This is a genomic window from Allomuricauda sp. R78024, from assembly GCF_044596045.1.
Classification (GTDB): domain Bacteria; phylum Bacteroidota; class Bacteroidia; order Flavobacteriales; family Flavobacteriaceae; genus Flagellimonas.
The window spans coordinates 1543855-1557503 of record NZ_CP138995.1 but is presented as its reverse complement, the minus strand read 5'-3'; the positions used below and the strand labels follow the sequence as shown (position 1 = coordinate 1557503).

Sequence of the window (13649 nt, the reverse complement as noted above, 5' to 3'; positions counted from 1 at the left end):
TACCAACTAGAATCTAAAGTGAGAGAATGCTTTATTGGCTTCCGCCATTTTGTGAGTATCTACTCTTTTCTTAACCGCCGCGCCTTCTTCTTTTGCAGCAGCCAAAACTTCTGCAGCCAATTTTTGCGCCATAGATTTTTCATTACGCTTTCTTGAGTAACTAATCAACCATTTCATCGCAGTAGAAATCTTTCTATCTGGACGGATTTGCATTGGAATCTGAAATGTAGCACCACCTACTCTTCTACTTCTTACTTCAACATGTGGCATTACATTGGAAAGTGCATCTTTCCATAATTCCAAAGCGGTTTTTTCTTCGTCAGTATTTTTTTCCTCAACGATATCAATTGCGTCATAAAAAACTTTGAAAGCAACTGATTTCTTACCATCCCACATCATCATGTTTACGAAACGTGTTACCAACTGATCGTTAAATCTTGGATCCGGTAACAATGGCCTTTTCTTTGCCTGTCTTTTTCTCATTACTTCTTCTTAAAAGTTATTTACTTTTTAGGACGTTTTGCACCGTACTTAGATCTACGTTGTGTTCTACCTGCAACACCTGCAGTATCCAATGCACCACGGACGATATGATATCTAACTCCTGGCAAATCCTTTACTCTTCCACCTCTAACCAATACTATCGAGTGCTCTTGTAGATTGTGACCTTCACCAGGGATATATGCGTTAACTTCCTTACCATTTGTTAACCTTACCCTTGCAACTTTACGCATTGCAGAGTTTGGTTTTTTTGGTGTAGTTGTATAAACACGCGTACAAACCCCTCGTCTTTGAGGACACGAATCCAAAGCAGCCGATTTACTCTTCTTGGTAATTGTGACTCTTCCTTTTCGTACTAATTGTGAAATTGTTGGCATTAAAATTTCTATTAAAAATCAAAACAACCCTCGTTTTGAGGGCTGCAAATGTAGTGATATTTCGGAATAATTCAAATCTTGACAGATTAAATTTGCAATCTATCTTAAAAAACCAAAATGAACACGAATAAAGAAAATGGAAAGCCCTAGATAACAAGGGAATATGGAGCAAAAAACTCCTTTACTATTTCTGTTTTACAATGTTCCACTAAAAGCCACCAGATTTACCAACCCACTTTTACTTTTTAGGTCCACATTTTTTTCTTTCAGAAATTGCTTGATTTCCTTTTGATGTTCAGCTCGAAACAAATCAACCAATTCTTTTTTGTTTCTACTAACATACACGGGGTCATTATCACCCATTGAAATATAGTAATTGGTTTCATCCACAAAACGATGTGGAAAAGACACGGCATGTGATGTCTTTGCTTTTTTGCCTTCTTTGAACAACTTCTTATTCTGTTCAAACAGTTTGTAATTATCCGTGGAATATATCATTTTTAAATAACCATAAGACTTCACCTTTTTATCATTAAGGAAAGTTGCGTATTTAAATTTATCATTATTCAAGGAACATGAAATATCAGCATCTTTTAACAGCGCAAGGGTCTCATCTTTCTCAAGCTTCGATTTCTTAATCTCAAATTCATCATTAAATGCATTATAGCGCATATACATTTTGCTTTCTTCATCACTATTAAAGAAAATTGTGCCTAACACGAATTCATCTTCTAAATATATAGACCCTTCAATATCTTCCAACTCAATTTTTTGCTCAATCCCCATGTTGGCCAGATTATCCCGCATTTGATTATAAAAATTTTCAGATGCCGGATTATTCCCAAAATCAGGGCCTATACCCTGCAAACCTTTTTGGTATGAACCAATAACGCCAGGCTGAACATTAGCACTTTGTTGGGCTATTGAATATGTAAAACACAAAAAGAATGTAATTCCGTGTAAAATCAACTTCATGATAGTAGTATATATATTAAGGTATAATTTACAAATTAAAATTGTCTTTTAATATTCATCCATAATCTTTAACAAACAAGACCCCTAAACTGGATGTTAAAATACAATATATACTACTCCAGTCGTTTTCAAACTACTTTTTAGGCAATGTTAAAATAAGGGGAATTTACGTTCAATATAATTTTTAATACCCTTAATTAAAGAGTTGATAATTATGAAGAATCATTTTACGGTTAACGCATTTAAAAACATTGTCTTAAAAATTTAGTAAAATTAGTTTGGATTATTAACATGAAATTATGATTTTAGCGCCTAGCTAATTCAAATAATTTTAAAATGAGAACAAAACTTAATGGATTGTTAACGCTGTTATTGGCGTTTGTTGTGCAAATTTCATTTGCACAAGACAAGACGATTTCAGGTAATGTGACGGATTCTGATGGACTTCCGTTGCCTGGGGTCAACATTGTCGTTGAAGGTACCACTAACGGTACTCAAACAGATTTTGATGGAAACTATGCTATTAGTGCAAGTCAAGGTCAAGCACTACTTTTTACTTACATAGGGCAAAAACCCGCGAGAAGGACTGTTGGCGCAGAGAGCGTAGTTAACGTTCAAATGCAGGAGGACGCTCAAGCTCTTGAAGAAGTAGTTGTGACGGCTCTTGGTATCAAAAGAGAGAAACAAGCATTGGGTTATGCCGTTACCGAAGTAGGTTCCGAAGAGCTTGAACAACGCGCTGAAGGTGATGTTGCTCGTGTACTTCAAGGTAAAGCTTCTGGGGTACAGATTACCCAGCAAAGTGGTCTTTCAGGTTCTGGTACCAATATTATCATTAGAGGTCAAACAACTTTTAGTGGTAGTAACCAAGCACTATTTATTGTTGATGGTGTTCCTTTCAGTACGGATACCAACCCTTCAGGAAGAAACGGATCTCGTCAAGATTTCGTAAATGGTAACAACGGTTCCAGTAGGTTCTTGGATTTGGACCCAAACAGTATAGAAAGCGTTAACGTTCTTAAAGGACTTGCCGCTGCTACACTTTATGGTTCTCAGGGACGTAACGGGGTTATCTTGATCACAACTAAAGGTGGTTCAACTACGCAAGGTCCTAAGAAAACAGAAATCACTGTTAATTCTTCGGTTTTCTTTAACGAGATTGCCTCACTTCCAGATTACCAAGATGTTTATGGTAACGGTTTTGATCAAAACTTCGGATGGTTCTTTAGTAACTGGGGTCCTGCATTCGCAGAAGGCGGAGCTTCAGGATATGGAAATCAGCCTGCAATTGATGAAAATGCAACGCTTGCTCATCCTTATTCAACTTCCACTGCAGGTATCCAAGCAGCATTCCCAGAATTTCAGGGAGCTCGTTACGATTGGAGACCTTATGACAGTGTAAAAAACTTCTTTAAAACAGGTACTGTATCAAATACATCTATTAACGTTAGAGGAACTTCTGATGACGGTAAAGTTGGATACAATATGAACTATGGTTACCTTAAGGATAATGGTTTTACTCCAAACAACAGTGTTAACAGAAACACACTTTCTGTTGGGGGTCGTGCTATCTTATCTAACAAGTTTACTATAAATGGTACATTGAACTATGCAAGAACCAAGTTCATTTCACCTCCAGTTGCTTTAAGTCAAGGTAACGGTGCTACGGGAACAGGTTCTTCCGTATTTGGTGACCTTTGGTTTACTCCAAGGAGTATAGATGTTCAAGGGCTTCCATTTCAAGACCCAGTTACTGGTGGCAGTGTATACTACAGACAGAACAACTCTATTCAACATCCACTTTGGACCGTTAACAACGCAGAGACAAATCAGGAAACCAACAGGGTTTTCGGTCAGGCAACGATTCAATATGAGCTTAACGACAACCTAAACATTGTTTACCGTGCTGGTATTGATGTTTATAGTGAAGCAAATACGAACTTTCAAAACAAAGGTGGTATCAACAGTAACTCTGGAGATGTAAGATTGGCCAGTGGTATCTATGAAACATGGAACAATACCAATACTATTTGGGATCACAACCTTGTGTTGAACGGGGATTATGACATCACTGAAAAGATTGGTTCTACTTTCAACATAGGAGCAACTACAAGAAGAGAGGAATTCAATCAGCAAGGTGTTGCCAGTGATGGTCAGCAAGTATTTGGAGTATTAAGACACTTCAACTTCTTGAACCAAAATGAAATTCAGCAAACGTCTGAAAGAAATATTGCTGGTGTATATGCGCAAGCAGATTTTGATTATGACAACTTTTTGTATTTAACGCTTGCAGGTAGAAATGACTGGGTATCTAACTTCTCAAAAGATAACCGCTCACAGTTCTATCCTTCTGCAAGTATTTCTTTCATACCAACTGCGGCAATTGATGGTCTGAAATCAGAAAATGTGCTTAACTACTTAAAGATTCGTGGTGGTATTGGAGTTTCTGCAAACTTTGATGTACTGACTTCTAATTTCCCAGTAGCGAATACTTTAACATTGGATACTCAAGATGCACAAGATAGTTCTGGTCAAAATATAGTGACCAACACCACAGGTATACGTCTTGGAAACCCAGACTTATCTCCTGAAACTTTACAAGAAATCGAAGTTGGTATCGAGTCTAGATGGTGGGATAGCAGAATTACATTGGATGCTTCCGTATATCAGAGAAAAACCAATGATTTGATTTTGGACAGACCATTGGATCCAGCAACTGGAGTTACAATTACTGCTACCAATATTGGTGAGATTGAATCTGAAGGTATTGAGCTGGATTTGGGAGTTAACTGGATAAGAGGAAAAGAAGAAGGTGACTTTGATTGGTCGACCAACGTAAACTTTACCGCTTATGAGACTACGGTAAATGATCTTGGATTGGATACTGATCAAGTAGTTTTCTCTGGTTTTTCTAACTTAGGTAACGCTGCTATAGAAGGTGAGGCTTTTGGTGTATTCTTTGGAAGTAAAATTTTGACAGATGCCAATGGTGATTTTGTTGTAGGTGCTGATGGTAACTACGTTCAGGATCCAAATGATGGTATTATTGGTGATCCAAACCCAGACTGGGTAGCTAACGTAAGAAACAGTATTTCTTATAAGAACTTTACTTTCGGATTTCAATGGAACTACACTCAAGGAGGAGATGTATATTCATCTACCATTTCTACATTGTTGGGTAGAGGATTGATTACTGAAACTATAGATAGAGAGAATACTTTTATTCTACCTGGTGTTGATGCCAATGGCAATGTCAACAACAGACAGATTAACAACTCTACCTATTTCTTTAGTAACCTTTTATTTGGTCCTAATGAATTGCAAGTGTATGATGCCACAACGGTTAGATTGCAAGAAGCTTCTTTTAGCTACAGCTTGCCATCTAAATTCTTGGACAAGACTCCATTTGGTGCACTTACATTCACGGTATCTGGTAATAACCTTTGGTACAGAGCAATAAATACACCAAAAGGTGCAAACTTTGATCCTAACACCAATGGTACTGGAGTAGGTAACGGATTTGGTTTTGACTTTATCAACGGACCAAGTTCAAGAAGGTACGGGTTTAGTGTAAAAGCAACATTCTAAGAATTATAACAATGAAAACAATGAGAAACATAAATAAGTATATGACTTTGACGGTCTTGGGAGGATTGCTTGCATTCACCTCTTGTGAGACTACAGAGCTCGACATTACCTTAGATCCAAATGCGCTTACCCCCGATCAAGCGGGTGTAGATTTCTTCTTGAATTCTATTCAGGAGGATTTTGTAAGACAGTATGAAGGTGATGCCGATTTTGACCTTAACGACAACTTCCAGTCAGGTGGTAATACCACCGGGGATGGTTTTAATGAGTTGGGCATGGAGATGACACGTGTTGTGAACATGAATGGTAGAAATTACCAAAGTGTTTATCAAGATAGTGACATGAACGATGAATGGATCAATGCCTATAGGGGTGTTCTTGCGGATATTCGCGCTATGACACCATTGGCTGAAGCTGCAGAACAAACTAGACACATTGGTATTGCCCAGTTTATTGAGGCGTATTTGATGATCAGTATGGTGGATTTCTTCGGTGATGTTCCTTACTCCGAAATCATTCAAGGGGCGGAGCAGAATTTTAACCCTGCTTTGGATTCAGGAGCAAGCATTTATGATGCCATGTTGCTGCTTTTAGATGATGCAATTGCTAATTTCAATAGCTCACCTTCCTCTGATCCAGCTAATGATTTCTTTTATGGAAATGATTATGACAAATGGGTGAATGCGGCCAATACGCTTAAACTAAAAATCTATCTACAACGTAGATTGGTGGATACAAACGCAGAAGCTAGTTTTAATGCAATCATTGCCAGCGGTAACTATATCACCGATACTGCAGATGATTTCCTGTATAGCTGGCCAGCGGCTAGTGCCACACAGCCAGATACCAGACATCCTAGATATGGACTTAACTATCAAGCAGCAGGTGCTGGGGAGTATATGTCAAACTGGTTGATGCAATTGATGGATACTACAGATGATCCAAGGATTCGTTACTACTTTTACAGACAGACTTCGGCAGTTCCAGGAGCTGGTATAGCGCCAAATGAAGAATTATTAAACTGTTCTTTAGAGACTCCACCGCAACATTATCTTGATGCAGGATTTGGAGGAGATTTCTGTTTTTTACCAAACGGTTTTTGGGGTAGAGCACATGGAGAAGCAGATGGTATTCCACCAGATGGTTTGTTGAGAGCTACTTACGGTACTTATCCAGTTGGTGGTAGATTTGATGATGACAGTTTCCAAGCTATTAACCCATCTTCAGGTGGAGGCGGAACAGGCATCACCAACCTATTGACAGCTTTTGGCGTGGATTTTATGAGAGCAGAGATGGCACTGGCAGCTGGAAATACAGGAGGTGCTCGTACATTTATGATGGCTGGTATTTCTAAATCTATCGCTAAGGTTCAGGCTTTCCTATCCGGAAGAGTAGCTGGAGCTGATACTTCATTTGAACCTTCAGAGGCTGCTATCGATTTATACATGAACACAACGGTTGGAATTCGTTTTGACGACGCTGACATAGATGGAAAATGGGATGTTTTGGCAGAGCAGTTCTTTATTGCTCATTTTGGAAATGGTGTTGAACCCTACAACTTCTACAGAAGAACAGGTTTCCCAACAACATTACAGCCAAACCTAGAGCCTGACCCAGGTACTTTTATTAGATCCATGTATTATCCTGCAAATGCTGTGAATACGAATTCCAATATCACGCAAAAAACGGATCAAACACAGCCCGTATTCTGGGATACTAACCCAAGTGCCCCTGTGGCCAACTAAAAAAAAGAGCAATGAACATAAAATTTAATTTCATGAAAAATTTTAAGATATATGTCCTGTTGGCCATGGCAGTCTTTGTTACTGCCTGTAGTGAGGACGACAAGATTACTTTACTGGTGCAGGATACTGTAACAGCCGGTGCAGTCTTGAGAACCTTGGACTCATCTGGTTCTTTGGACATGTTCGACACAGCAAGTGTTTTGTCCTTTAGTATTCAAGAGCAAGATGCAGAAGGTGGAGCCCTTTTAGATCGTGTTGAGATTACAGGAAGTTATGTGGACAACAATGGTACTGATGATGATTCTGTTTCCGGTGCTGCCCTTGCAACTATTGCTGCTAGTGAATTTGGTGAGTTAGATGGGCTTCCAACTTTTGATTACAGCCTTACTTTGGCAGAGTTTCTTACTGCAGTTGGTATACCTCTTACGCAAGTATTGCCAGGTGATCAATTTGTAGTGGACATGGAACTTTTCCTTACGGATGGTAGATCATTTAAAAACGAAGATACCACGGGTAATGTAAGTGGAGGTTCTTTCTTTAGCTCTCCCTATCGTTATACTGAAACGGTTGATGATGGCATTAGCCTTCTATTGCCATTTCTAAACGATGGTATCAATGTTGCTGACAAGACTGGTATCAATATTGCCCCAACGGCAACTAATGATATCTACTCTGTTCAGATTAGAATTGATGATGGAGCTGATGGAGCTTTGCTTAACACGCTAACAATATTCAGAGAGTTCGTTGACAGGACCATCGAAGATGGAGATCCAGATCTTTCAGAAGCCGAAGCAGAGTTGATCAGCTATGATATTTCCAGTCTTACTTCTGACGCAGATGGTGTAAGAACTGTTGAATTCACTCGTACACTTGAGGAGCTTTATGGTGCTACGCTAACGTTTGCTGACTTAGGAATAAATGATGAATTCAATCTACGTTTCGAATTTGAGACTGCAGATGGCAGAATAGTAACAACTAATGCACCCGATACGGAAAATTATGTTCAAATCAATGTTCTAGAATGTACATTGTTGAACGCAGATGCACCGTTCCCAGGTGAATACACCATCAATTTCTTCGATAGTTTTGGAGATGGATGGGATGGAGCTCAAATTACTGTGTCTATTGATGGCGGTAGTGCAGCATCCTTTACGCTTGGAAATGGTTCTTCAGGAAATAGTAAATTCACTGTACCAGAGGGTGCTACTTCATTAGTGGTCTCTTATGTTCCTGGTGCCTTTGAATCTGAGCATTCCTATAATATTGCCGATCCAAATGGAAACCAAGCTGCTGTAGATAATGGCGGAGCCTTAGGCCCTGTTGTTGGTACAGTTGGTATAGCTGTTTGTGAGTAAACTTTATCATTAGATAATTTCATATAAAGGGCATCTGTTTAAGATGCCCTTTTTTTATACTTAAAATTGAAATACGCGATTATCTTAACTCCTAGATAAGTTTAAACACTAAGTGCCGACTATCTTCAAAAGAAACCGTTTAACTTTGTAACACCCCACTTTTATAGCCGCCTACGTTTAAAATTTGAATTATTAGTTTATATTTCATCAAAATTGGTTGAATTAAATGATTAAGGTTTTTTACATAACACTCTTACTTTTTCTTCTCGTAAGCTGTGGTGACAAAACAAAAGACAATCAGGGTACAATTGAAAAACCTGAAACCGAAAAGGAAAGTCCAGTATTCGAAAGGTTGGAGACAACAGCAAGTGGCATCAATTTCTCAAACACTATTGAGCATGATGTAGCAACAATGCAAAACCTATTTGACTACGATTACTTTTATAATGGTGCTGGAGTTGGGCTTGAAGACCTAAACAATGATGGCCTTTTAGATATCTTTTTCTGTGGAAACCAAGTAGCCAATCAACTCTATATTAATGAAGGTAATTTAAAGTTCAAAGACGCCACCGAAACTTCAAACATTAATACTGGGAAAAATTGGTCCAATGGTATCACATTTGTTGATATCAATGGAGATAACTGGATGGATATTTACATATCTCAAGGAGGCCCCAATACTAGAGAAAATCGTAAAAACCTACTCTTCATTAATCAAAAAAACGGTGCGTTTACTGAAAGTGCAGAAACATACGGCCTTGCTGATATGGGAATTAGCACACAATCCGCCTTTTTCGACTTTGACAAGGATGGCGATTTAGATTGTCTGGTAATGAACGAAAATGAGCTTTATGGTGTGGACCCTATCAACCTTCAAAGGCTCTTAAAAGCCAATCCAGACAATATATATTTTAACTCCTCACATCTTTACCGCAACGATAATGGGAAGTTTGTGGATGTCACTAAAATTGCGGGGCTAGAAAAACCAATTTTTGGATTGGGGTTAACAATTTCAGACATCAACGAAGATGGTTGGATGGATATTTATATGGCAAGCGACTATTACCTTCCTGATGCGCTTTATATAAACAATCAAAATGGGACATTTTCAGACAAAATAAAAGAATCCACAAACCAAATTTCCTTTTATGGGATGGGTATTGATATTGCCGATTTAGACAATGATAACCTACAGGATATTTTTGTTTTGGACATGGCTGCAAACGACCACGTACGTTCAAAAACGCTCATGGCCTCTATGAGCACAGGAAGATTTGACTACTTAGTGAATAAGGCAGATTTCCAGCACCAATACATGTATAACTCATTGCAGAAGAATATAGGTGATTCAAAGTTCAACAATATTGCACAATTATCAGGTGTTGCAAACACAGATTGGAGCTGGTCTGTGCTTATGAACGACTTTGATCTTGATGGACATAAAGAAATACACATCACTAACGGTTATAGACGTTATGCACTTGATAATGACCTTCAAAGACAGGTGTTTGAAGCTAGGCAAAAGTATGGCTCAAATGTTCCTTTGGATGTAAAACGAAGGCTTTATGAATCTATGCCATCGGAAAAGTTGCCAAATATTCTCTACAAAAGAAAGTCAGACCTAAGCTATGACAATGTTTCTTCCGATTGGGGATTAGATGATTTTTCCTTTAGCAATGGTGCGGCCTCAGGAGATTTAGACAATGACGGGGACTTGGACCTTGTTATCAATAATATAGATGAGAATGCATTTCTATATCAAAACACATCTATAGAAGAAAAAAAAGGCAACTACTTAAAAGTGACTGCCAATGGAGATTTATCTGAAGAATTTGCCAAAGTAAAAATAGACGTTGGGGGAAACTCTCAGATAATCGAAATAAAAAGGGTAAGAGGTTACCGGTCATCACAAGAAAACAACGCACTATTTGGCGTAGGTAATCAAAAAACCATTGATACGGTTACCATTTTTTGGAAATCTGGCAAAATGGAGCAAAAATTCAACGTCCCCTCAAATACAACAATGTCCTTTAATGAAAGTGAAGCTGATATTAGTATTAAAAGGCCTCAAGGAAAATCCAAATATTTCCAAGAAGTTAGTGCAACTGGTTTAGGTTTGGGTTTTATCCATAGCGAAAACGCTTATGATGATTTTGAAGAAGAAATTCTATTACCATACAAACAATCTAATTTAGGCCCGTTTTTAACCAAAGGAGATATAAACAATGATGGCTTATTAGATTTACACGTAGGAGGCGCCTCTGGGCAATCTGGGCAGTTATATCTTCAATCGGAGCATGGTTTTACAAAGATCAACTCCCCTGCCCTCTCAGACGATGCCAATTATGAAGACATGGAGTCTGTCTTTTTTGATTTTGATGGAGACAAAGACTTAGACCTATATGTGGTAAGTGGAGGAAATGAATTTGCCGAACATTCATCATATCATGCAGATAGAATTTATATAAACAATGGTAATGGGCAGTTTAACAGACTTCACAGCGAAGTTTTAAGCTCTTACCAAAAAAATGGCAAAACAGTATCCATAATTGATTATGACAAAGATGGAGATAATGACATTCTAGTTGGGAATAGGGTTGTTCCCAAAAAATACCCTAACCATCAATCATCGGTGCTATACGAAAATATGGAAGGAGAACTTGTTGATGTAACGCAAAAAGTTGTTCCAGGGCTTTTAGATTTTGGAATAGTAAACGATTTACAGGTTACAGATATTAATAATGATGGCTGGCAAGATTTTATCGTGGTTGGTGAATGGACGGGTATTGGTGTTTTCATAAACAAACAAGGCACCTTTGAAAGGATTGGGGAGAACGTCCCAGTTTTAAACGAAAAAGGTTGGTGGTTTTCTGTCAGTGAAACCGACGTGAACAATGATGGCCTTAAAGACTATATTATTGGAAATGCCGGACTTAATATAAAGTTTAAAGCCTCTTCTGAAAAACCTTTTAAGGTATATGCTGCCGATTTTGATGAAAACGGCACCAATGATATTGTATTGAGCAAAAAATATAATGGCACCTATGTACCCGTAAGAGGAAGGGAATGTTCATCTCAACAAATGCCCTTTATAAAAGATAAATTTGAAACTTACTCAGAATTTGCCAACGCCAGTCTAGTTGATATTTATGGAGAAAAATTAAATGCTTCCTATGAGAGTAGCGTTACGGAATTCAACTCAACAATCCTTATCAATAAAGGAGATTTAAGCTTTGAAAAAGTGCTTCTCCCAGCCGAAAGCCAATCTTTTCCACTTTTGGATTGTGTTTTTATCGATATAAATGGTGATGGATATGAAGATGTAATTCCCGTGGGAAATATTTATGAAACGGAAGTTGAAACGCCTAGACTTGATGCAATTTCCGGTCTTATCCTTTTATCAAATGGAAAAGATGGTTATACATGTCTCTCCAATAATGAATCTGGGTTGTTTTTAGATGGTAATGTCAAGGACATTGAAATCATCAGCAATCAAAAAAACGAGAAATTCATAATAAATACAGTTAATAACGGTCCATTGTCTGTACATAAAATATCTTTGTAAAATCTTTTAGTAAATTTTCATCTGAAAGATTCTATTCAATTGAACACTATGAACAACCAAATCTATGGAATCCGGGCAGTACTGGAAGCGATTGATTCCGAACAGCCCATAAATAAAATATTTCTTCAAAAAGGACTTGGCGGTGAGTTGTTCAGGGAACTGGAAACCTCAATACGAAAAAACGGTATCAGTAGTTCCTATGTGCCTATTGAAAAGCTAAATCGGTTAACCAAAAACAATCATCAAGGAGCTGTAGCCAATATTTCTCCTGTTCAATTCCATGTTTTTGAGGAATTGGTGGAAAAAGTATTGGGGCAAGAAAAAAGTCCTTTCTTTTTGCTTCTGGACCAAGTTTCTGATGTTAGAAATTTTGGTGCAATTATTAGAACCGCAGAGTGTTGTGGTGTAAATGGTATTATTATACCTAAAAGTGGTGCTGCGCCAATTACCGACGATACGGTTAAAACATCTGCAGGTGCTGCCTTTAAAGTTCCCATTGCAAAGGTTGACCATTTAAAAGATGCTATATTTTACCTTCAATCTTCAGGCATTAAAGTTATCGCTGCCACAGAAAAGTCTGAAAATGATATCTACACGGTAGACTTCAAGACTCCCTGCGCAATAATTATGGGTGCAGAAGACAGGGGTATTTCAACCTCCATACTTAATCTGGTCGATCATAAGGCAAAGCTCCCTTTATTGGGGGAAATTGGTTCTTTAAATGTCTCTGTAGCTTGTGGAGTGTTCTTATATGAAGCAGTACGGCAACGTATGAGTTAAAAAGCTCTATTCATCCTTATCTTTTTTATAGTGATAGGTCACTTTAATTTTTTGATGCTCTTCTTCCTCCGTTTTGGTTTCAATAAAATTACCATCTTCATCAAAATGACTTAAAAAAGGATCATCTTCTTCCCTATAACCCTCTTTTTCCCAATCGTATTTTTTTTCCTCCGGAAGCCTAACCTTCGTGGTAAGTGCCAAAAATAAACCTGTTAGAAACCCTGAAAGATGCCCCTCCCAGGAGATGTTCTCTTTTACTGGAAAAATATACCATATCATACTTCCGTAAACAAAAACAACAATCAATGAGAGTGCCACCAGTCTAAAATGCTTGGCAAAAATCCCTTTAAAAAAAATAAAACTTGCCAATACATAAATAAGGCCACTGGCTCCAATATGATATGAAGGTCTAGCAATAAACCAGGTTAAAAATCCTGAGATAAGAACGCCCAATACCAATGTTCTTAATGCGGCATGTCTGTAAAAGTATACCAGAAAGCCTGTCAATACCGCCAATGGAATGGTATTGTTATATAAGTGTTCTAGAGACCCATGAATAAATGGACTGAGCAAAACACCTATTAGGCCCGAAAGTCTTCTGGGGTAAACCCCAAACTCATTAAAATTGAGCCCAAATTGCACTTCAACCCAAAATACGGTCCAAATAGACAGTACAGCTAGCAAAGGAGCCAACAAAACCCAGTTAGAAAATTTGAAATGATTATTATCCGTCATAACTATATTTCACATTCAAATACTTGAC

The 13649-nt window shown here is 38.0% G+C and carries 9 protein-coding genes; 5 read left to right on the top strand and 4 right to left on the bottom strand.

Annotation, left to right across the window (positions count from 1 at the left end; all coding sequences use genetic code 11):
* Positions 1-6: 6 nt before the first annotated feature.
* From rpsG to SJY44_RS06900, 3 genes are all read right to left on the bottom strand, one after another.
* On the bottom strand, positions 7-483 hold the full coding sequence (gene rpsG / locus SJY44_RS06910; protein ID WP_055397037.1) for a 30S ribosomal protein S7: 477 nt from the start codon (positions 481-483) through the stop codon (positions 7-9).
* A 20-nt stretch (positions 484-503) separates the two neighbouring features.
* The gene (gene rpsL, locus SJY44_RS06905; protein WP_031445118.1) at positions 504-878 is read right to left on the bottom strand and encodes a 30S ribosomal protein S12; all 375 of its coding nucleotides are present in this window, start codon (positions 876-878) and stop codon (positions 504-506) included.
* Between the two features lie 195 nt (positions 879-1073).
* Positions 1074-1853: a hypothetical protein gene (locus SJY44_RS06900; RefSeq protein WP_396591818.1), complete on the bottom strand. Its 780-nt coding sequence runs from the start codon at positions 1851-1853 to the stop codon at positions 1074-1076.
* Positions 1854-2189: 336 nt separating this feature from the next.
* Here SJY44_RS06900 and SJY44_RS06895 point away from each other — a divergent pair, with 336 nt between their 5' ends.
* The 5 genes from SJY44_RS06895 (at position 2190) to rlmB (ending at position 12886) form a co-directional block, all read left to right on the top strand.
* Positions 2190-5441, top strand: coding sequence for a SusC/RagA family TonB-linked outer membrane protein (locus tag SJY44_RS06895; RefSeq protein WP_396591817.1), 3252 nt, complete (start codon positions 2190-2192; stop codon positions 5439-5441).
* An 11-nt stretch (positions 5442-5452) separates the two neighbouring features.
* Positions 5453-7186, top strand: a complete 1734-nt coding sequence (locus SJY44_RS06890) for a SusD/RagB family nutrient-binding outer membrane lipoprotein (RefSeq protein ID WP_396591816.1) — start codon at positions 5453-5455, stop codon at positions 7184-7186.
* Between the two features lie 32 nt (positions 7187-7218).
* Entirely contained in the window at positions 7219-8541 is a 1323-nt protein-coding gene (locus SJY44_RS06885; RefSeq protein ID WP_298928952.1) for a hypothetical protein, read from the top strand.
* 226 nt (positions 8542-8767) lie between these two features.
* Complete coding sequence (locus SJY44_RS06880; protein ID WP_396591815.1) at positions 8768-12106, top strand: VCBS repeat-containing protein; 3339 nt, start codon at positions 8768-8770, stop codon at positions 12104-12106.
* 48 nt (positions 12107-12154) lie between these two features.
* The gene (rlmB, locus tag SJY44_RS06875) at positions 12155-12886 is read left to right on the top strand and encodes a 23S rRNA (guanosine(2251)-2'-O)-methyltransferase RlmB (protein ID WP_298928958.1); all 732 of its coding nucleotides are present in this window, start codon (positions 12155-12157) and stop codon (positions 12884-12886) included.
* A 6-nt stretch (positions 12887-12892) separates the two neighbouring features.
* Here the strand turns inward: rlmB and SJY44_RS06870 are convergent, their stop codons facing one another.
* Complete coding sequence (locus SJY44_RS06870; protein WP_396591814.1) at positions 12893-13621, bottom strand: rhomboid family intramembrane serine protease; 729 nt, start codon at positions 13619-13621, stop codon at positions 12893-12895.
* Positions 13622-13649 lie beyond the last annotated feature (28 nt).